At 37.6% G+C, this 20,160-nt stretch carries 19 protein-coding genes and 1 tRNA gene; 4 read left to right on the forward strand and 16 right to left on the reverse strand.

Annotated features, from left to right (window positions below; genetic code table 11):
* Positions 1–417: 417 nt before the first annotated feature.
* The 9 genes from ACE3RB_RS03005 to thrA all read right to left on the reverse strand — a co-directional run bounded on the left by ACE3RB_RS03005 (position 418) and on the right by thrA (position 8,066).
* Positions 418–861, reverse strand: coding sequence for a type II CAAX prenyl endopeptidase Rce1 family protein (locus ACE3RB_RS03005; protein ID WP_374462839.1), 444 nt, complete (start codon positions 859–861; stop codon positions 418–420).
* 83 nt (positions 862–944) lie between these two features.
* Positions 945–1,015 (reverse strand) — tRNA-Cys (locus ACE3RB_RS03010).
* 57 nt (positions 1,016–1,072) lie between these two features.
* Positions 1,073–1,525: an RDD family protein gene (locus ACE3RB_RS03015; RefSeq protein WP_374462840.1), complete on the reverse strand. Its 453-nt coding sequence runs from the start codon at positions 1,523–1,525 to the stop codon at positions 1,073–1,075.
* A gap of 86 nt (positions 1,526–1,611) precedes the next feature.
* On the reverse strand, positions 1,612–2,976 hold the full coding sequence (locus ACE3RB_RS03020; protein WP_374462841.1) for a DUF4403 family protein: 1,365 nt from the start codon (positions 2,974–2,976) through the stop codon (positions 1,612–1,614).
* Between the two features lie 35 nt (positions 2,977–3,011).
* Complete coding sequence (gene folB / locus ACE3RB_RS03025; RefSeq protein ID WP_374462842.1) at positions 3,012–3,380, reverse strand: dihydroneopterin aldolase; 369 nt, start codon at positions 3,378–3,380, stop codon at positions 3,012–3,014.
* A gap of 4 nt (positions 3,381–3,384) precedes the next feature.
* Positions 3,385–4,689 carry a threonine synthase gene (gene thrC, locus ACE3RB_RS03030; RefSeq protein ID WP_374462843.1) on the reverse strand — a complete coding sequence of 435 codons (1,305 nt, stop codon included), beginning with the start codon at positions 4,687–4,689 and terminating at the stop codon, positions 3,385–3,387.
* Positions 4,690–4,695: 6 nt separating this feature from the next.
* Positions 4,696–5,508 (reverse strand): homoserine kinase, encoded by an 813-nt coding sequence (locus tag ACE3RB_RS03035; protein WP_374462945.1) that lies wholly within the window; start codon positions 5,506–5,508, stop codon positions 4,696–4,698.
* Positions 5,421–5,609, reverse strand: coding sequence for a hypothetical protein (locus tag ACE3RB_RS03040; RefSeq protein ID WP_374462844.1), 189 nt, complete (start codon positions 5,607–5,609; stop codon positions 5,421–5,423). Before ACE3RB_RS03040 ends, ACE3RB_RS03035 begins: the two co-directional genes overlap by 88 nt.
* A gap of 9 nt (positions 5,610–5,618) precedes the next feature.
* Positions 5,619–8,066: a bifunctional aspartate kinase/homoserine dehydrogenase I gene (gene thrA, locus ACE3RB_RS03045; protein ID WP_374462845.1), complete on the reverse strand. Its 2,448-nt coding sequence runs from the start codon at positions 8,064–8,066 to the stop codon at positions 5,619–5,621.
* Between the two features lie 333 nt (positions 8,067–8,399).
* Here thrA and ACE3RB_RS03050 point away from each other — a divergent pair, with 333 nt between their 5' ends.
* From ACE3RB_RS03050 to ACE3RB_RS03060, 3 genes are read left to right on the forward strand one after another with little or no spacing between them, the layout of a single operon-like run.
* Positions 8,400–8,594, forward strand: a complete 195-nt coding sequence (locus ACE3RB_RS03050) for a hypothetical protein (protein ID WP_374462846.1) — start codon at positions 8,400–8,402, stop codon at positions 8,592–8,594.
* A gap of 54 nt (positions 8,595–8,648) precedes the next feature.
* Entirely contained in the window at positions 8,649–8,819 is a 171-nt protein-coding gene (locus ACE3RB_RS03055) for a hypothetical protein (RefSeq protein WP_332385392.1), read from the forward strand.
* A 39-nt stretch (positions 8,820–8,858) separates the two neighbouring features.
* A complete protein-coding gene (locus tag ACE3RB_RS03060) occupies positions 8,859–9,065 on the forward strand; it encodes a hypothetical protein (RefSeq protein WP_374462847.1) in 207 nt (68 codons plus the stop codon).
* 88 nt (positions 9,066–9,153) lie between these two features.
* Here ACE3RB_RS03060 and nadA read toward each other — a convergent pair whose 3' ends face one another.
* The 3 genes from nadA to ACE3RB_RS03075 all read right to left on the reverse strand — a co-directional run bounded on the left by nadA (position 9,154) and on the right by ACE3RB_RS03075 (position 11,780).
* Positions 9,154–10,173 carry a quinolinate synthase NadA gene (gene nadA / locus ACE3RB_RS03065; protein ID WP_332385394.1) on the reverse strand — a complete coding sequence of 340 codons (1,020 nt, stop codon included), beginning with the start codon at positions 10,171–10,173 and terminating at the stop codon, positions 9,154–9,156.
* 103 nt (positions 10,174–10,276) lie between these two features.
* Positions 10,277–10,840 carry a guanylate kinase gene (gmk, locus tag ACE3RB_RS03070; RefSeq protein WP_374462848.1) on the reverse strand — a complete coding sequence of 188 codons (564 nt, stop codon included), beginning with the start codon at positions 10,838–10,840 and terminating at the stop codon, positions 10,277–10,279.
* Between the two features lie 82 nt (positions 10,841–10,922).
* Positions 10,923–11,780: a YicC family protein gene (locus tag ACE3RB_RS03075; RefSeq protein WP_374462849.1), complete on the reverse strand. Its 858-nt coding sequence runs from the start codon at positions 11,778–11,780 to the stop codon at positions 10,923–10,925.
* A 298-nt stretch (positions 11,781–12,078) separates the two neighbouring features.
* Here ACE3RB_RS03075 and miaA point away from each other — a divergent pair, with 298 nt between their 5' ends.
* Positions 12,079–12,999 (forward strand): tRNA (adenosine(37)-N6)-dimethylallyltransferase MiaA, encoded by a 921-nt coding sequence (gene miaA / locus ACE3RB_RS03080; RefSeq protein WP_374462850.1) that lies wholly within the window; start codon positions 12,079–12,081, stop codon positions 12,997–12,999.
* A gap of 201 nt (positions 13,000–13,200) precedes the next feature.
* On the opposite strand, the gene ACE3RB_RS03085 is transcribed toward miaA, so the two are convergent.
* The 4 genes from ACE3RB_RS03085 to ACE3RB_RS03100 all read right to left on the reverse strand — a co-directional run bounded on the left by ACE3RB_RS03085 (position 13,201) and on the right by ACE3RB_RS03100 (position 20,126).
* Positions 13,201–14,613: an efflux transporter outer membrane subunit gene (locus tag ACE3RB_RS03085; protein ID WP_374462851.1), complete on the reverse strand. Its 1,413-nt coding sequence runs from the start codon at positions 14,611–14,613 to the stop codon at positions 13,201–13,203.
* A gap of 172 nt (positions 14,614–14,785) precedes the next feature.
* Positions 14,786–17,968 carry an efflux RND transporter permease subunit gene (locus ACE3RB_RS03090; protein WP_374462852.1) on the reverse strand — a complete coding sequence of 1,061 codons (3,183 nt, stop codon included), beginning with the start codon at positions 17,966–17,968 and terminating at the stop codon, positions 14,786–14,788.
* Between the two features lie 40 nt (positions 17,969–18,008).
* On the reverse strand, positions 18,009–19,169 hold the full coding sequence (locus ACE3RB_RS03095; RefSeq protein ID WP_374462853.1) for an efflux RND transporter periplasmic adaptor subunit: 1,161 nt from the start codon (positions 19,167–19,169) through the stop codon (positions 18,009–18,011).
* 360 nt (positions 19,170–19,529) lie between these two features.
* Complete coding sequence (locus tag ACE3RB_RS03100; RefSeq protein ID WP_374462855.1) at positions 19,530–20,126, reverse strand: TetR/AcrR family transcriptional regulator; 597 nt, start codon at positions 20,124–20,126, stop codon at positions 19,530–19,532.
* Between the last annotated feature and the right edge of the window lie 34 nt (positions 20,127–20,160).

Consider the following 20,160-nt stretch of genomic DNA (forward strand, 5'->3'; position numbering starts at 1 on the left):
AATGTAAATTATTTTTTTTTAATACTTTTGCGGGAGCTTTAGATTTATCTGAAATTATTATGGGTAATTATGAAGCTGTTTTTAAAGTATCATTATAATTGGTTTAAAATGCTGAATTGATAAAAATGGTGCCAGGTAAAGAATTGAACTTTTTTTCTTAAAATCGAAATTCTTGGCACGATTTTTCAATATAGAAATGTAACTCATGTTTAATTTGAGTTTTCATGGTTATTAGTTTTTATCCTCGGAATTTCCGGGGATTTTTTTTGTCCTGATTATGACGCTGCTCATAAACGTACCCTGGTAAATCCTCTATCTTTGAATCAGATAATTTTCTATCCATCATCACTTTTTGCATTATTTACCAAGCTCTTCCAATTTTAACGGAGAGCTTGTTTTGTATTATTAAAAAGAATGCTACATGATAAACAGAAACCCATACAGATTGAATAGCGAATGGAAAAGTACAGTCAGAATAAAGCTGTATTTATAAGTATGTTTGTGATAATAAATATAAAGGTTATTTAAGATAATGCCGCCAAAAAATGTCATAACAATATAGAGCCAGTTATAATAATGCATTGATGAAAAAATTATGCTCATAATGATGATGCAGAATGCTTTATTATTGATCTTTATCCATTTGCTTAAAATCAGGTAGGGGAGATATTGAAATATAAAAGTCTCTATAAAAGGAGCAACAAAGATTGCAATAAAATTTAATTCGTTTTTTGAGATATTTTGAAACTTATTGTTATTTACATCAAAATGTAAATAAGCATTATTAATATAATTGAAAAAATATCCGTTTAAAACTGCTAAGACAAATGAAATCAGAAAGAAAGGGATGCGTTTTTTCATAATAATATTGTTGGGAAAAAGAGAATTAAATATTAAAAGGATAAAAAACAAAAAAACCTCTAAATGATTAGAGGTTTTTTCTGAGGTACCTAGCGGATTCGAACCGCTGTAGATGGTGTTGCAGACCACTGCCTAGCCGCTCGGCCAAAGTACCATTTTTACCATTTTCAGGTGTGCAAATATAGTAAATTTTCTTTATGAACAAAAGCTTTTAAGCAATTTCTTTCTTTCCAAGATCCTCAATTTCTCTTTTTGCTTGAATTTCAGCCTGATAATTTTTGAGGTTAATTACTCTTGTTTCACTCCAGCTGTCATGCCATCCGTTTACACCAAGAAATGATAAGCCGTCAAAGGGAACAATTCTGGAAAGACTTCTGTAAATAATTTGCTGGGTGGTTGGTTTTGTACCGTCTGTGCTGATTACTTGAGTACCCGTAATATATTTTGCAACGGTTCTTCCATCTAAATTGTTTTCCATCAAAAAGTAATAAAGAAAATAATTGAAATTTCCAATAAAGAGCTGCCATAATATATTTCCATTACAATATAAGTAGAAAAACTCAACTGAAGTTACTTCATAAAGAAAATAAGCAAGGATAGAAAGGAGATAATTAACAGCATATAGTATTATAAGATCAAGAAAATAATTTGCAAGCCTAGTCAATGACGAAGCTTTATTGTATTAAACAACATTTAGAATTCTTTTCATGGTTGATTATTAGTTTTTTAGTTTTGTTTTTTATTGATATTTTAAAATCCGTTGACAAGAAGTTTTAATGAAGCATTCGTATCAATAACGGCGGTGATTCCTGTATTGCTGAGTAGAATTTTACTTGGTTTAAGATTAAAAACTTTTCCGTTCATTTTTAAACCTTTATAATATTCTTTGTTAAAGGCTTCTTCAATACTTTTTCTTGAAGTTTCTTCCAGTTCCTGGGTTGGAATGCCATATTCTTCCTCAATCATTTTTACGATTTTCCCCTGGAAGAGAAGAGATGCCGTTTTCTGCAGAATATTGTTGGTTTTCAGCTTAAATTTGGTTTCTGATAAAACAATTTTTCTTTTTGCTTCATCATATACCGGAATTCCTGAAATAATGGACGTTCCTTTTATGTAGCCGTCTGTTTGGGCTTCAATGACTACTCTGTTATCTACACCATAAACCCTGATATCCGTTACTTTTACTTTAGAGTCACGTACGTCAAACTCTTTGTTCAGGAAAGTTTTTCTAGCCATATTGCTTGCTTCTGTAAAAGGAATATTGGCTGTGGTCTGCAAGATAAATTTATCCGCAACAGTAGGTGTTGTATTAAAATTGGCAACGCTGGTTACAGGGGAAGAGGCAGCCGGTTTACTTCCCGTGAAAGTTTCGGAGTAAATATCAACACCAAGCGTAGCATTGATCTGATTTCCATAAAATTTCAGAGGGGTAATATTAACTCCTACCGGGCTTACCTTCAGCCATGTATTGTATTCTTCAGAGATATTGAAAGGCTGCAGAAAAGTATTCCAGGCCATTAGGGCGTATTGCTGGAAGTTCAGCTGTGTCGCCATTTGCTGATCTATTGTTTTGCAGAATTTCTCCTGCTGCTCTTTTAAGCTTTTTTCAACCAGAGCGGTAATAGGAATCTGTATTCTTCCATAATCAAGAACAGGTTTGGTTACCCATCTGAAGCCATTGGGACGGGTGTTTGTAGTGATAGTCCAGTTATTTTTAAAAGTAACTGTTGTATTGAAAGACATTACCGTTTCAAAAGTGGTATTCTGATACGTATATACTCCTAATGTACCAATTCCTTTTTCTGCCCATATTTTTAATGGAATTTCAATCAGTAAATTCTGACTTGTTCCACCTACCAGGCGGATGGGTCTTGTTTTCCAGACTTTTACCTTAAACTGATCATTATTATTGTCTGTATAAGAGTCATCCTGATAAACAAGGTCTTTCACAGAAGCATTTATCATATTGCTCAGTTCCGAAAGAGGGATAGTCACGGGCATCGTGATGCTGGACTTTATCTTTGGAAAGTTGTAAGCCGCCAACTGATTATCAACGCCTGTCTGACCAAAAGCGCTGATCCCTGCCACTAAAAATAATATTTTGAAGAATTTCAATTTGTATGTTTTTTTAATCAACGAAAATAAGAATTTTAATTTTCCGGTTTAAAACTCTTTTCCAGCTCAATGCTGGCTCCTTTCATTTCTCCCTGCATAGGAGGAGCTGTTTTGGTGATTTTTAATTTAATATAATCAACCTGTGGAAAGCTGCTGTGAATCTTTGTGATCATTCTTCCGGCTACATTTTCCAGTAGCCTGGATTTTATTTTCATTTCGCCATGAAGGATATCGTTGATGTCGGCATAACTTATGGTGTCATGCAAATCATCGGATTCTGCTGCTTTCCACAGATCGGTATGAAGTTCTACGTTCAGAATATAATAGGTTCCGATAATATTTTCTTCCGGAAGTACGCCATGGTACGCATATATTCTTACATCTTCAAGATATATCTTACTCATTGTTTCAGATTTTATGAAGCAAAAATCGTCTTAATTCTTCAAAATCTGAATTTATTTCTACAGTTTTTTTCTCCTTTTTCATCAAATCGTTCAATGACTCCGGAATTTCAATCCGGGTATGGATTGCTTTTTCCACTGCAGCAGGGAATTTTACCGGATGGGCCGTCCCGAGGATAAATCCCTTCTGTTCCGGATTTTCTTGCAGATACTGTGCCATAGCAGCATAGGCAACCGCGCTGTGGGGTTCCAGAATATAACCATATTTCTCATAAACTTCCGTGATGGTGTTCATCGTTTGATCATCATTAATGGAATATGCAGATATTTTATTTTTTAAGGTTTCAAATTCATGTCCGAAAAGTTCTAAAATTCTTACAAAATTGCTTGGGTTGCCTACATCCATAGCATTGGATAAGGTAGCTACAGTTTTTTGTGGCTGGTAATTCTGAGTTTTAAAATAATCCGGAATGACTTGGTTAGCATTACAGGCAGCAATGAAATGGCTTGCTGACAAACCTCTGAAATGAGCCAGAAGTCCGGCGCAGATATTTCCGAAGTTTCCGCTGGGTACACAGATTACGGGCTGTTCCTTATACTGCTGTATCCATTGTTTTAAGGCGATTAAATAATAAATCTGCTGGGGAAGCCATCTGACAACATTGATAGAATTGGCAGAGGTCAAAAATAACTGACTATTGATTTCTTCGTCTGAAAATGCCTGTTTAACAAGGTTCTGACAGTCATCAAAGCTTCCGTTTACTTCCAATGCAGAAATATTTTCTCCTAATGCTGTCAACTGTTTTTCCTGAACAGGACTTACCCTGTTTTTAGGATAAAGAATGACTACATTGATTTGTGGGATTTTATAAAAACCGTGCGCAACAGCACCTCCTGTATCTCCGGAAGTGGCTACAAGAACAGTAACTTTTTTCTGCTCATCCTTCAGAAAATAAGACAGACAGCGGCTCATAAATCTTGCTCCGATATCCTTAAAGGCAAGGGTAGGACCATGAAACAATTCTAAAATGGCTATCTGTTCACTGATCTTTACCAAGAGAATCTCAAAACTGACGGTTTCCGCTACAATTTCTTTGAGTATTTCTGATGGAATTTCATCTCCGACAAAGTCTTTCATACATCTGTATGCAATTTCCTCATGGTAATACTGATGAAGATTCCGGATAAATTCTTCGTCAAACTGAGGAATGCTTTCCGGGAAAAATAATCCTTTTTCCTTTCCCTGACCTTTTATGGTTGCTTCTTTGAAATTTATTTTTTCCTGAGAATCTTTTAAGTTATAATATTTCATTTCTGTTTATTTTTCTTCAATGATTTGAATTCCTGCCGGATTTATTTTTGAGACATATACAAAGCTTTCTATTTCAATTTCATCATAGACTGATTTCATCATCTGAGCCATTTTTTCTGCCGTTCCTTTTTGTTCTGACAGCATGAAAATGGAAGGGCCGGAACCGGAAATTCCTCCTCCCAAAGCACCCAGCTGTAAACTCATTTCTTTGATATCGTCAAATTTCGGAATGAGAATACTGCGGATAGGCTCTATAATGACATCGTTGAGACTTCGTCCAATTAACGGGATATCATTTTTCTGAATTCCAGCTATGAGTCCGGCAATATTCCCCCATTGCTCAACAGCGCTTTTTAGAGTGATATTTTTCTTTAAAATCTGTCTGGCATCTGATGTTTTAACTTCCACCTGCGGATGTACAGCAGTTACAAACAGATCAGGACAGCTCAGCGGAATAATATCAATCGGGTTTGTTGATTTTACCAGGGTAATCCCTCCATAGATACAGGGTGCAATATTATCTGCATGCCGTACACCTGAAGCGAGCTCTTCTCCAAACATGGCAAAATGAACCATTTCTTCCTTTGTTAATTTGTTTCCCAATAACAAATTGGCTCCAAAGGCGGCTCCGGCGGCGCTTGCCGCACTGGAGCCGAGCCCGCTTCCAGGCTTTATATGTTTATGGATGATCACTTCAAAACCGGTTTTCAGATTAAAATATTCCTGGATTTTTAACAGGACGATGCCTGCAACATTTCCGGAAGTCCGAAAGCGTCGGTATGCTTTATGATAATGTCCGGAGTGTCCAGCAATCTGAATTCCATTTCATCATAAGGATCATGTACGGCCATTCCCAGAATATCGAAACCGCAAACCAGATTGGCTACAGTAGCCGGCACTTTTAATTTTATTTTTTTCATAATATTATTTTAAATAGAACGTATTATATCTGCAAAAACTCCGCTTGCTGTTACATCAGCTCCGGCGCCAGCTCCTTTTACAACCAGTGGTTGCTCAGAATATCTCAAGGTTTTGAAAATGACAATATTATCTTTGCCATAAAGGTGAAACAGATCACTATCCGGAGCGATATGCTGTAATCCAACCTTGGCTTTTCCATTTTCAAATTCTGCAACATATTTTAGTATTTTACCTTCGTTTTTGGCTTTATTCAATAAGTTTTTAAAATGATCTTCATACGCTGTAAGCTTTTCATAAAAATTGTCAACGCTTCCCTGCATGCATTCCTCCGGCAGAAAACTGATATTTTCGATTTCTTCAAACTGAAGCGGATATCCTGCCTCTCTTGCCAGAATTAAAATTTTTCTTGCCACATCCTTTCCGGAAAGATCAAGCCTCGGATCCGGCTCTGTGTATCCTTCCTTCTGGGCCTGTGCTACCACTTCAGAGAATGTTCTGCTGCCGTCATACTCATTAAAGACAAAATTCAATGTTCCACTTAATACAGCTTTAATAGATTGGATTTTATCTCCGCTTTTGATTAAGTCGTTAATGGTTCCTATAACCGGGAGTCCGGCACCTACATTGGTTTCAAAATAAAAATTGCAGTTGTGGTTTCTTGCAGTATCTTTCAATGTTTTATATTGTTTAAAATCTGAAGAAGCCGCAATTTTATTACAGGCAACAATATTCACACTTCTCTTTAATAAGCTTTCATAAATTTCCGGAACATCAGGACTTGCCGTTACATCAACAAAAACAGAGTTTCTCAGATTCCTGCGGATGATTTCTTCAGCAAATTCTCCGGCAGAAGCTTTTTGTCCCTGCTGATTCCATGTGAGGTAATTTTCCTGAGATATCCCCTGATCCGCAAATAGCATATGACGACTGTTGGAAATTCCTGCAATTCTCAGATTGATTAAAAAAATTTCCTTTAAATAATCATTCTGGTTATAAATCTGCTGAACCAGTTTTGAACCTACATTCCCTGTTCCGCAGATATAAAGATGGATCTGCTTGATTTCAGATTCAAAGAATTCTTCATGAAGTACATTCACCGCTTTTTTGCTGTCTTTTTCTGAAATGACAATACTGATATTTCTTTCTGAGGATCCCTGTGCAATAGCCCTTATATTGATCCCGTTATTTCCGAGACATCCAAACATCTTTGCGCTGACTCCGCTTCTGCTTTTCATATTTTCTCCTACTAAAGCCACAATGGAAAGACCGGTCTCAATTTTTACAGGAAAAACTCTTTTCAGGTTGATATCATCAGCAAAGGAACTGTTGATCGAATATTCAGCACGTAAAGCATCTTTTTCTTCAATAGCAACAGTGATGGAATGTTCTGAAGATCCCTGGGTAATCAGAATTATATTTATTTTTTCCTGACTTAAGCATTGGAATAATTTGGGCGAAATACCGGGAATTCCAACCATTCCGCTGCCTTCCAGTGTAAGCAGGGCAATATGGTTCATATTTGAAATTCCTACTGCAACCTGCCTTCCGTTCTCAGAAGATTTCAGCTGATGAGAAATTAAAGTTCCCTGAGCATCAGGGTCAAAAGTGTTTTTGATGATCAGGTCAATATTTTTCACCATGACAGGCTGAATGGAAGGTGGATAAAGCACTTTTGCCCCAAAGTGTGACAGCTCCATTGCTTCATGATAAGATATTTCTGAAATAGGCTTGGCATTGGAAGCAAGACGGGGATCTGCAGTCATCATTCCGCTTACATCCGTCCATATCTGAAGCTCTTCCGCATGAGCAGAAGCTGCAATAATAGAAGCCGTGTAATCTGAACCGCCTCTTCCCAGTGTTGTGGCGTTATTTTTTTCATCACTGGCAATAAAACCAGGGCCTACGATGATACGGTTCTGATTTTCACTGAGAAAACTGACAATATTCTTTTCAGTAAAACTGAAATCTACTTTGGCATGAGTGAAATTGCTGTCTGTTCTGATAAGGTCTGCAGAGTCCATCCAAATGCAGTCTAACCCCTCATGCTGTAATCTTGCTGCAATAATTTTTGAAGAAAGAAATTCTCCGTAAGATGCAATTTTATCTTTGATTCTGGCAGTAAGCTCACCAAGAACAGAGATTCCGTTGCAAAGATCTTCAATATCATTGAAATGTTTTTTTACAAAGCTCAGCCACTGACTTTGTTCCGCAATTGGAAAAAGTTCTTTCACTAAGTTAATATGCTTTTCTTCAATGTTTTGAATGATCTGAATATAGTTTTCATCTTTTACAGAAGCATTTTCAGCTGCTTTGATCAATTGATCTGTGACACTATGAAGCGCTGATACAATTACAACAACCCTGTTTTTTACAGATTCACTTTTTATAATTTTTTCCACCAGTAAGATATTCTGAGAATGGGCGACTGATGTTCCGCCGAATTTTAAAACTTTCATCAATTATTTATTTGAAGTTGGATAAAAAGAAGTGGTTACTCTTTGAAAAAAGAGTACAGGTACCGGAAATAATATGTGAAAATTTACCCCGTTATGGGGTAGTTGTTGTAGTTGTGAATGTAGAAACAGTAGATATGCCTGAAATAAGTGATTTCAGGGCAGAAATATCAGATATGTTTCTTAGAAAATTCATTGTAACGGAACAAATGTACAAATTATTTTGAAACGGCCAACTTTTTAATACTATAAAATTTATTTCCTTTTTTAGAGATATATTTGTTGTAATTGATTAAAAATCTTATATTTAGGATTCTAACCATAATAAAATTAAGCATGAAAAATTTAAAAAAAGTAGACCGTAAGAATTTGAAGTCCATCAGTGGAGGAGATGTGAATGATTGTTTTGAGTATTGTCCTCCGGGCCCATACGGACCAGGTGAGCCCAAATCATGTGCCGATTATCACGCCTTACCGCAATGCTGTAAAGGAAGAGTACTGGTCAGTTTTGAATGTTCTGATCCGTATTGATTTTTAATCAATAAACAATAATAACCTTATTTCTAATCTTAAAATTAAAATATTATGAAAACAATTAAAAAATTATCACGTGAACAAAAGAAAAACATCACAGGAGGATTCACTGATATCCAGATTGAAGCTTGTGGTGGTGAACAGTTTGTATGTTTCCGCGGAGGTGGACAATGGGGCTGCTGGCTGAAACCGGGAGGAACCTGCTATGCACCCATGCTGTAAGTATCGGTATGTTAAATCATTTAAAAAATTAAAACAACTATGAAAAATACAAAGAAATTAAACAGAAAAGAGCTTGAAAGAATAAATGGAGCAGGCCCGTCAAGATGTGCTGGATGCCCACAGAATGCTACATTCGGAGATGGTCCGGGATATCAGTATTCCTGTGCTGCTTATCAGGGACTTCCAGATTACTGTAAGATGTGTGTTCTGGTAAGCATAGAATGCGTGGATGGAGGAGTATCCTAAACTAATATTTGTATTAATAAGATAATAAAAAAGTACTGCGAAAAACAGGGCTTTATTTTTTTAACAATTGTCTGGAATGAACCAAAAATTATTTTATACTCTTAGAAAGATCAAGCATGGCTTCAATAGGTTTTAATGCTTTTAATCTTAGTTCTTCATCGATTAGAATCTCAGGAAGTTCATACTTCATGCACAGATACAATTTTTCCATGGTATTACGTTTCATGTAGAAACATTCTGAACAGTTACAGCTTTCGTCAAAAACTAACGCAGGGATCAGTTCTTTGTGAGGAGCACGTTTTTTCATTTCGTGAAGAATTCCTTCTTCTGTGGCGATAATAAATTTCTGGCAATCATCTTTTTCCACATAATTCAGCAGGGCAGAAGTAGACCCGATAAAATGAGCCAGCTTTAAAACAGCTTCTTCACTTTCAGGGTGAGCAATCAGTTTGGCATCCGGATTGTCTGCCAATTGCTGTGCAATTCTTTCCATTGAAAAAGCTTCGTGTACTACACAGCTTCCATCCCAAAGGATCATATCACGTCCTGTTTTTTTAGATAAATATCTTCCCAGGTTTTTGTCCGGTGCAAAAATGATTGGTCTGTCTTTCGGAAGAGCTTCAATAACTGTTTCCGCATTGGAGCTTGTTACGATAATATCACTTTCTGCTTTGGTTTCCGCATTACAGTTGATGTAAGTGGCAATTAAAGCATTTGGATGCTGCTCACGCATCTTTCTCAGCCCTTCTCCTGAGCAACCGTCTGCCAGTGAACATCCGGCCATGGTATCAGGAAGAACTACTTTTTTAGTTGGGTTCAGAATTTTAGCGGCTTCTGCCATGAAATGTACTCCGCAGAATACAATCATGTCTGCATTGGTTTCTTTTGCCTGTCTTGCGAGCTGTAAAGAATCTCCCAGGAAATCAGCGATATCCTGAATTTCTCCCGGTTGGTAGTAATGGGCCAGGATAACAGCATTTTTTTCCTCTTTAAGTTTAAGAATGGCTTTCACCAATTCTTCTCCCTGAGGAATAGTGATATCTTTTATATCCAGAAATCCTCTTACAGGAATTGCAGATTTAGCTTTTTCTAATGTTTCGGTACTCATATCAACCTCAATTTTTTATTATCAGAAGCTAGAGGTTAGAAATTAGAAGTTAGATTTTGAGAGTATTGATTACTTCCATCTTCTGGCTTCTATCTTCCAGCCATTACTTACTGATAAAACTTTTTATTAAACTTTCTATTTCTTTTTTAGCGGTATCAAGATCTTCATTGATCACGATCTTGTCAAACCCGCTGGCATAGGTCATTTCTTCTGCTACCTTCGCTACACGGGTTTTTATAGTTTCTGCATCATCTGTATTTCTGGAAACCAATCTTCGTTCCAACTCTTCAATGGAAGGTGGTTCTATAAAGATAGACAAGGCCTTTTCGCCAAAGTATTTTTTTAATGAAATACCTCCTTTTACATCTACATCAAAAATAACAACTTTTCCCTGATTCCAGATTTTTTCCACTTCAGATTTTAAAGTACCGTAATATTTGTCAGTATATACTTCTTCATATTCTACAAAAGCATCTTCGGAAATTTTCTGTCTGAACTTATCCGGTGTCAGAAAATGATAATCTACCGCATGAACTTCGCTTCCCCTCGGTTGTCTCGTAGTACATGAGATTGAAAATTCCAGTTCTGGAAATGTTTTCAGTGAATGCTTTACCAATGTAGTTTTTCCGCTCCCTGATGGTGCTGAAAATATAATTACTTTATCCATTTTTTTGAGTTTCGGGTTCCGGGTTCGGAGACTTGTGTTCCATTCTTAGAAAGAACCACGTATCTCATAATCCGTGCCTGCGTTACAATACGTTTAACGTTTGTTCTTTTATTTTTTCCAGGTCATCTTTCATCATTACTACCAGTTTCTGGATTTCTGCATGATTGGCTTTAGACCCAAGTGTGTTGATCTCCCTTCCGATTTCCTGAGAAATGAAACCCAGTTTTTTTCCGTTGAAAGACTCATTGTCCATTACTTCTTTATAATATTTCAAATGCTGGGCAAGTCTTACCTTTTCTTCAGAAATATCAAGCTTTTCAGTGAAATAGGCCATTTCCTGGTAAAAACGTATTTCGTCAACATTTTCAAATTCCTTCAAAGATTTCTGATAGCGTTCTTTTACGCTTACAATTCTTTCTTCCTCAAAAGGAATCACTTCTCCAAGATACTTATCAATATTCTGAATATTCCTGTTTAATTCTTCATGTAAAATACCGCCTTCCGTTTTCCTGAACTCTTCAAATCTGTCAACGGCATTATTGACAATTTTTGCCAACGCTTCCCATTCACCTTCTGTAAGCTCATCAGGTCTTGAGGTAATGGCATCAGGAAGTCTTACTGCCATTTTCAGGTATTCAAAATCGGGACCGTCAGAAGCTATGTTTTTAAGTTCGTTGATATAAGAGTCAATTAAATTTTTATTGATTTTTACATCATTGGACTCTTCAAGGTTCTCAATATTAACGTAGCAGTCTACTTTTCCACGGATAATTCTATCGTTAAGAATTTTTCTGATTTCAAATTCTTTTTCTTTATAACGTAAAGGAATTTTTATATTCAAATCAAAGCTCTTGCTGTTCAGAGATTTAATATCAATTGTAATTTTTTTTCCTTCAAAAACATCTTCGGCTCTACCGAATCCGGTCATTGATAAAATCATAGTTTTTTATTGTTCTACAAAGATAAACATTTAAGTCTATACTATAATACCATGAAACTTCAACATAAAATATATGATTATTCAATTTTAAATTTATTTTAACCATTAAGTTTTGGATAAAGAAGTTAAGAATATTAAGAGGAGCTTCACTTTTAGCATAATGCTTAAGGAAAATCTATCGGATTTTTTCTTAATTAAACTTAACAGCTTAAATGTTCTTAATGGTTCAAAACAATCCGCAAATTTTTTGTATTTAAAAATAAAAATTCAAATAAGCATGTTTTCGTAAATTAGCGCAGTGAAAAAGAAAAATTTAATTTCTGTAGTAGGACCCACCGGAATTGGTAAAACGAGGCTGGCAATTGATTTAGCCCGGCATTTCAATACCGAGATTATTTCCTGTGATTCCCGTCAGTTTTTTAAAGAAATGAAAATAGGAACAGCTGCTCCTTCAGAAGAAGAACTGGCTGCCGCACCTCATCATTTTATAGGAAACCTTTCTGTGGAAGAATATTACTCCATCGGGCAGTATGAAGAAGATGCACTTCAGAAACTCAATGAACTTTTTAGGACTCATGACACTGTTATCCTTGTTGGAGGTAGCATGATGTATGAAAAAGCTGTAATTGAAGGTCTGCATGATCTTCCGGAAGCCAATGCTGAAAACCAGGAAAAGCTTCAGGCTGTGATGGAGCAGGAAGGAATAGAAAAACTCCAGGAAATTTTACAGGAGCTCGATCCGGAATATTTCAGTGTGGTGGATATTCACAATCATCGTAGACTTCTGCGGGCCATTGATGTAATCTGGCAAACCAATACAAAATATTCAGAACTAATTGCGGTGTCACAGGATTCCAGAGATTTTAATGTGATCAGGGTCGGAATTGAAGCTCCAAGGGAAGAACTGTATGCCAGAATCAACCGCAGAGTGGATATTATGATGAAAAACGGATTGCTGGATGAAGTGAAGGGGCTTGAACAATTTAAAGGTCTGACGGCTTTGAATACGGTAGGTTATGCTGAACTGTTCAAATATTTTGATGGAGAGTGGGATCTTGATTTTGCGGTTTCAGAAATTAAAAAGAACAGCCGCAGGTATGCGAAACGCCAGCTGACCTGGTACAGAAAGGCAGATGATATTCATTATTTACAATTAGGATATTCTGAAAAAGACTTTGAAGATTTGCTAAAATGGATTGCGGAGCAGTTTGAAAAGTAAATACTTTTACATTATTAAACGACTTTAGAAGCTTTGAAAATATAGATTCCTACGGAATGACAAACTAGGCGCTTAGTTTATCCATACACTATGTCATTCCGTAGGAATCTAAGTTTAAATTCATATTGTAATAAACAGAAACATACAAAAAAATGCGGCTCTGAAAAGAACCGCATCTTAAAACAAATATAATTTAATTTACTACTTCCAACCGCCGCCTAAAGCTCTGTATAAATCTACAATGCTGCTTAATCTCTGTCTCTTAATGGAAGCCAGGTTCAACTCTGCCTGTAGGGAATTCCCCTGTGCTGTAATCACTTCCAGGTAATTGGCTGAACCTCCTTTATAAAGAAGCTGTGCACTTTTAATTCCGTCTTTCAGTGTAGTGGCCTGTTCTGTAGCTTTCTGTTCCTGAACTTTTAAATTCTCATTGGAAACCAAAGCGTCAGCAACTTCGCCCACCGCATTCAATACAGACTGACGGAACGCGAGAACATTTTTCTCTCTTTGAATTTTAGCTACTTCCAGATCTGTTTTCAATTGTCTTTTCTGGAAAATCGGCTGGGTAATTCCTCCTAAAACCGATCCGAATAACGAAGCCGGGATCTGGAACCAGTTATCGAATTTGAAGGAATTTACACCACCATTAGCCGTAATTTTTAATGCCGGATACATATTGGCCTGTGCAATTCCTACCATGGCATTGGATTCTAATAAAACCAATTCCTGCTGACGGACGTCCGGTCTTCTGCTTACCATTGCTGCAGGAAGTCCGGCAGAAATGTTTTGAGGTAATGACGTATCAGACATTTCGAGCGTCCTGTTTACTTTATTGGGAAGCTCTCCCACCAGGATACTCAGTGCATTTTCCTGGATGGCAATATTCTGTTCCAGCTGGGCAATAAGAAGCTCTGTTGCCTGTTTCTGTGCTGCAGCCTGCTGTACTCCCAAAGAAGTATTATCGCCGCTTTCCCACATTTTTTGGGTCATTAATAAGGTATTGCTGGTGAGTTCCAGATTGGATTTTGCAATAGCCAGTTGTTTGTCAAGCATCAGCAGGTTATAATATCCCTGTGCAATGGCAGCTACTACCTGAGTCTGAACTGCTTTTGATCCTTCATACGTTTGAAGATACTGCATTCTTGAAACCTCCTGTTGGTTTTTGATTTTTCCCCAGATGTCCGCTTCCCATGAAAGGTTGAAGGCTGCGTTATAATCTTCAACATGGCTTGAGCCTAAAAATAAATTTAAGCTTTGCCCGTTCATGCTGTTTTTGGAAGGCCTTGAGATCTGTCCGCTTACTCCGAAACCTACATCCGGATATTGCATATATTTTGCCTGTTTCAGCTTTTCCTGTGAAGCCGCAACCTGCTTTAAGGCAATCTGAAGGTCATAATTATTTTTAATTCCTTTTTCAATCAGTTCCTGTAAAATAGGATCGCTGAAAAACTGTTTCCACTCCAGGTTGGCGATGCTAGCAGTGTCGGCAGTTGCAGTATACTGAAACTTTTCAGGAAGCGGCAGCTCAGGCTCCGTGTATGCCAGTTTTGACACACACGATACAGAGCCTATAGCCAGCGCAAAAGTTAGAATAATATTTTTTACTCGTTTCATAGTTTTTAAACTTTTAATTGAATACAAAACTTAGAGAGGTTTCTATTGATGCAAAATTGTCTTTAGTAGGAGAAAATAGTTAGCTTTTGTAAACCATTAAGAACAGGCAGGTGAATAGTTAATCCTTATATAGTCTTAAAATTTTCTCTAAGTTTTTGTATTTCATTTTTTATTAGTGACTGGCAGCTAAAAGTTCTTCCTCCATTTGTTTTTTCAGAAGTCTTTTCTTTTTTCTGCTCGGCATTTTTTCATGCAGATACTGGAATATAACATACATTACCGGGATGATAAAGATTCCGAATAGTACTCCCGTAAGCATTCCTCCTACAGTACTATAACCGATAGAGTGATTACCTTTTGAGGATGCACCCTGCGTCCAGATCAATGGAAGCATTCCCACGATGAAGGCGAAAGAGGTCATTAAGATCGGTCTTAAACGTAATCTTGATGCCTGGAGTGCAGATTCAATTAATGATTTACCTGCTTTTCTTCTCTGAACGGCAAACTCTACGATCAGGATGGCATTCTTCGCCAATAGTCCGACAAGCATGATCAATCCTACCTGAACGTAAATGTTATTATCAATTCCTGCCAGCCCTGTGAAGGCAAATACTCCAAAAATCCCTGTTGGAATGGTAAGAATAATAGCAAAAGGAAGCACATAACTTTCATACTGAGCAGCCAGCAGGAAGTATACAAACAGAATACTTAAGAAGAAGATAAAAGCAGTCTGTCCGCTTGTTTTGATCTCTTCACGGGTAATTCCTGTCCATTCATATCCATATCCTCTTGGTAACGACTGCTGGGCAACTTCTTCTACCGCTTTGATAGCATCTCCGGTACTGTATCCCGGTTTTGGAGTTCCGTTGATCGTTACTGCGTTGAAAAGGTTATTTCTTGTTACCGTTTCAGGTCCGAAAGATCTTTTTAACGTAACCAGTGTTTTGGCCGGAACCATTTCTCCTGATTTATTTTTCACATAGATACCTTCCAGTGAATTGATGTCTGTACGGTAAGGAATATCAGCCTGAGCCATTACCCTGTAATATTTTCCGAACCTGTTGAAATCCGATACAAAGCTACTTCCGAAATAAATCTGCATAGTCTGCATCAGTTCTGCTACCGAAACACCTAGCTGATTGGCTTTATCCGTATCCACATCAATAGTGTACTGAGGGTTTCCTGCTGCATAAGTGGTAAAGGCAAAAGCAATTTCAGGTCTTTTCATCAGCTCACCAATGAACTGCTGAGTGGTTGTTCCCAACTGTTCGAAAGAACCGTTCGTTTTATCCTGAAGCATGAACTCAAATCCGGAAACGTTACCGAAACCTTGTACAGTAGGGAAGTTGAAGAAGAATGCATTGGCATCTTTTACCTGGCTTACCTTTCCTGTTAAAGTTCCTGCAATCAGATCGGGATCTTTCATTTCACCACGCTTGTCATAATCTTTAAGCTTAATGAAACCTGCAGAATATGGAGAAGCGTTAGCATTACTGATAAAGTTCATCCCGTCGGCTACCCAAAGGTGATTCGTTGCCTTTTCACCATTGATGATCTTGTCGATTTGAGCCGTTGCTCTGTGTGTTCTTTCCAATGAGCTTCCCGGAGGAGTATTCACCGCATATAACACGAATCCCTGGTCTTCAGTAGGAATAAATCCTGATGGTGCTTTTTTGATCAGGAAGATACTTGCTGCCGTAATCACAACAAGACCGCCAATTGCTACCCATTTATTTTTGATTAAAAACTTAAGACTGTAGATGTATTTTCTGGTCATGCTGTTGAAGCTGGCATTGAATGCATTAAAGAACCTTGCTCCAAAACCTGTTTTATGACCATGTTCACCATGCTCTCCCTGAGGATCATTCAGGAACATTGCACATAATGCCGGACTTAATGTCAATGCGTTTACTGCTGAAATTAAAATCGCGATGGCTAATGTGAATGCGAACTGTCTGTAGAAAACTCCTGCAGGTCCCTGCATGAAACCAACCGGAATAAACACAGCACACATGACCAGTGTAATGGAGATAATAGCTCCTGAGATTTCACTCATTGAGTTCATTGTAGCATGTTCTACAGGCATTCCTGTCTGTTCCATTTTTGAGTGGACGGCTTCCACCACCACAATCGCATCATCCACTACAATACCAATGGCCAGAACCAATGCAAACAGTGTAAGCATGTTGATACTGAAACCAAATAACTGCAGGAAGAAGAATGTCCCGATAATTGCTACAGGTACTGCAATGGCAGGAATTAACGTAGATCTGAAATCCTGAAGGAAGATGTATACCACGATAAATACCAGAATGAAGGCAATTACTAAAGTTTCCACAACCTGATGAATAGAGGCATCCAAAAAGTCTTTGGAGTTATACATGATGATGGGTTTTACTCCTTTGGGAAGGGTGGTTTCCATTACTTTCACCTGCTTTTCAATTTCTGTCAGGATTTCATTGGCGTTGGATCCTGCTGTCTGTAAGATCGCGAATCCGGCAACCGGTTTTCCATCCACTCTGTTGGTAGCAGTATACGTATAAGAACCGAATTCTACTCGTGCCACATCTTTTAATCTTAAGAAAGAACCGTCACTGTTTGCTTTGATGGCGATGTTTTCATAGTCTTCGTCCTTGTTCAGTTTTCCTTTATATTTAAGGATATATTCGTAAGTTTCCTTACTTCCCTGTCCAAGACGGCCCGGAGCAGCTTCAAGGTTGTGATCTTTAATAGCTCCCAAAACTTCCTGAGGCGAAAGATTGTTAGCAGCCAGACGATCCGGTTTCAGCCAGATTCTCATCGAATAATCCCTTGTTCCGAATACCTGAGCCTGTGCTACCCCCGGGATACGCTGTATCTGTGGAATAACATTAATCTTCAGGTAGTTTTGAAGGAATAATTCATCATATTGTTTTGCATCTTCACTGGTTAATCCCATGAACATGATCATACTGTTCTGTACCTTCTGTGTGGAAATTCCGGCCTGTACCACTTCCTGAGGCAACTGGCTCATCGCTTTGGATACACGGTTCTGTACGTTAACTGCGGCGTTATCCGCATCAGCACCCTGTTTGAAAAAGACGCTCAGGGTCATGGTTCCGTCGTTACTGGAGTTTGAGGTCATATACGTCATGTTCTCTACTCCGTTCACAGCCTCCTCAATCGGGGTAGCTACCGAACGTGCTACAACCTCCGCGTTGGCTCCCGGATAGAATGCCGTTACCTGTACACTCGGTGGAGCGATGTCCGGGAAGAGGGCAATCGGTAAATTAAAGAGAGACAAAGCTCCCAATAATAAGAGTATTATGGAGATGACCGTTGAAAGGACCGGTCTTTCTATAAATTGTTTTAACATAAGAAGTTTATTTTTTTAAGTCTTCTGTATTCGGAAAGGATTATAATGGTTTCGCTTTTAATAAGCTGTCAGAAGAAATATTTTTCGGCTTGATAGAAGCACCGTCTTTTAAGTTTCCGATTCCTGTGTAAACTATTTTTTCTCCAGGCTTAAGCCCTTCAGAAATAAAATAATAGCTATCTGTTTTTCCTGATATTTTGATCGGTCTTCCGGTTACCTTCTGGTCTTTACCCATTACATAGACATAGGTTTTATCCTGGATTTCGAAAGTAGATTCCTGCGGAATTACTACAGCATTGGAAATCAATTGAGGCATACGCACTCTTCCGGTGTTTCCGGTTCTTAAAGTTCCGTTGGCATTAGGAAATATGGCACGTACGCTGATGGCTCCTGTCGTTTTATCAAACTGCCCGTCTACAATGCTTAGTTTCCCTTTTTCAGGATAAGTACTGTTATCAGCGATCACCAGTTCTACCATCGGCATATTTTTCAGTTTCTCTTCCAAAGTAGCTCCCGGATATTTATTCTGGAAAGCAATAAAGTCAAGCTCACTTAAAGAGAAATAGGCATAGATTTCACTGATGTCAGATAATAATGTTAATGGATTAGGATCTGTTCTGGAGATCAGACTTCCTTTTTTGTAAGGAATTCTTCCGATATATCCGCTTACAGGAGCTGTAATGGTTGTAAATCCTACATTGATTCTGGCACTTCCTACAGAAGCTCTGGCTTGTGCAGCAGCAGCAACGGCAGCTTCGTAATTGGCTTTTGCGGTTTTAAGCTGTACATCAGAAACTACTTTTGCAGCAACCAATGGCTGTAGTCTGTCTACTTCCACTTTTGCTTTCTGGATATTGGCATTGGCAGCTTGCAGATTGGCCTGTGCCATATTCATCTGTTCGCCATAGCTTCTGGAATCTATTTTAAATAATGGCTGTCCTGCTCTTACATAAGAGCCTTCCTCTACATAGATTCTGTCAAGATAACCGTCTACCTGAGATCTGATTTCAACATTATTTTTTCCTTCCAAAGCAGTAGGGAATTCCTGATATGTAGTAGCGGGTGATGTAATAACGGTATAAACCGGAAGTTCCGGAGCTGGCGGCGCGGCATTGGTGCCTTCTGCGGCCTTGGTGCAGCTCTGTAAAAGAATTATACTTGCAATAAGTACAATAAACCTTGTTTTTCCAGGTATTTTCATTGTTAGTTTAATTTTTAATGAAGTGTTAGATTTAAGTAAAGTTCTTTTGATAAATGCTGTTTTTTTTCCTAACAGTGTTAATGGTTAGTTCAAAAAAAAATTACAGAATTTTTAATGTGCAATGAGGTTAATCGTTTCCATAGCTGAATTTTTTAATGTTGCTTTTATATATAAGATAAGGTGTATGTGTGTTAATTTTACTAACAGTGTTAATTGATAAGCAAAAAATGATTACTTTTAACAGCTGAATGTTATGAATGGCTTCATAATAATTTCATTTTTTAGTCAGGATAACAGAATAATTTACATTAATTCAGTGTTAAATTTCCTAACGGTGTTAATTTTTAATTCAAAAAAAATTTACAAAGACTTAATAAAAGCCGAAACAGTTTCGTCCAAAGTCGTCTTATTCATTGTTGAAGGGATATCAACAGTACGCATCATCATAATAGAGATCATTCCGTGAACGGCAGAAAACAGAGCATGAGACATATGACAGGCATTGTCGGGATTGGATCCGTTTTTCTTAATAATCTCATAAGTACATTCATAGATCAGTTCCTGGAATGATGAAAATTCCTTTTTCATCTGTCCTTTTCCACAACATTGCATTCCAAGACCAAACATCAGCTGGTAATATTCCTTATTTTTAAAAGCAAAGTTCCAGTACGCATCCACAATGGCAACAAGCTGCTCTTCCGGAGTGTCGTGTTTCTGCTGAGCTTTTAACAATTCTATGTGTAACTTGTGAAAGCCATCTAATGAAATTTCAAACAGAATGGCATCTTTATTTTCAAAATAATCATAGACTACAGGGGCACTATACTCAATAGCATCTGCTATTTTACGCATAGAAAGTGAACCCCAGCCTTCGGTTTTAGCCAAAGTAAAAGCAGCCTGCAAAATATTTGCACGGATGGATTCTTTTTCTCGTTGACGGCGTTCATGTAGACCCATGATATTTTTTTACTAACAGCGTTAGCAAAACTAC

This window comes from Chryseobacterium sp., from assembly GCF_041914225.1.
GTDB lineage: Bacteria > Bacteroidota > Bacteroidia > Flavobacteriales > Weeksellaceae > Chryseobacterium.

What these genes read in the sequence shown, in the direction of transcription:
- ACE3RB_RS03005 (WP_374462839.1), bottom strand. Translation starts at nt 861, where the DNA reads ATGAAAAAACGCATCCCTTTCTTTCTGATTTCATTTGTCTTAGCAGTT.
- folB (WP_374462842.1), bottom strand. Translation starts at nt 3,380, where the DNA reads ATGAGTAAGATATATCTTGAAGATGTAAGAATATATGCGTACCATGGC.
- thrC (WP_374462843.1), bottom strand. Translation starts at nt 4,689, where the DNA reads ATGAAATATTATAACTTAAAAGATTCTCAGGAAAAAATAAATTTCAAA.
- ACE3RB_RS03040 (WP_374462844.1), bottom strand. Translation starts at nt 5,609, where the DNA reads ATGAAAAAAATAAAATTAAAAGTGCCGGCTACTGTAGCCAATCTGGTT.
- thrA (WP_374462845.1), bottom strand. Translation starts at nt 8,066, where the DNA reads ATGAAAGTTTTAAAATTCGGCGGAACATCAGTCGCCCATTCTCAGAAT.
- ACE3RB_RS03050 (WP_374462846.1), top strand. Translation starts at nt 8,400, where the DNA reads ATGAAAAATTTAAAAAAAGTAGACCGTAAGAATTTGAAGTCCATCAGT.
- ACE3RB_RS03055 (WP_332385392.1), top strand. Translation starts at nt 8,649, where the DNA reads ATGAAAACAATTAAAAAATTATCACGTGAACAAAAGAAAAACATCACA.
- ACE3RB_RS03060 (WP_374462847.1), top strand. Translation starts at nt 8,859, where the DNA reads ATGAAAAATACAAAGAAATTAAACAGAAAAGAGCTTGAAAGAATAAAT.
- nadA (WP_332385394.1), bottom strand. Translation starts at nt 10,173, where the DNA reads ATGAGTACCGAAACATTAGAAAAAGCTAAATCTGCAATTCCTGTAAGA.
- gmk (WP_374462848.1), bottom strand. Translation starts at nt 10,840, where the DNA reads ATGGATAAAGTAATTATATTTTCAGCACCATCAGGGAGCGGAAAAACT.
- ACE3RB_RS03075 (WP_374462849.1), bottom strand. Translation starts at nt 11,780, where the DNA reads ATGATTTTATCAATGACCGGATTCGGTAGAGCCGAAGATGTTTTTGAA.
- ACE3RB_RS03085 (WP_374462851.1), bottom strand. Translation starts at nt 14,613, where the DNA reads ATGAAACGAGTAAAAAATATTATTCTAACTTTTGCGCTGGCTATAGGC.
- ACE3RB_RS03090 (WP_374462852.1), bottom strand. Translation starts at nt 17,968, where the DNA reads ATGTTAAAACAATTTATAGAAAGACCGGTCCTTTCAACGGTCATCTCC.
- ACE3RB_RS03095 (WP_374462853.1), bottom strand. Translation starts at nt 19,169, where the DNA reads ATGAAAATACCTGGAAAAACAAGGTTTATTGTACTTATTGCAAGTATA.
- ACE3RB_RS03100 (WP_374462855.1), bottom strand. Translation starts at nt 20,126, where the DNA reads ATGGGTCTACATGAACGCCGTCAACGAGAAAAAGAATCCATCCGTGCA.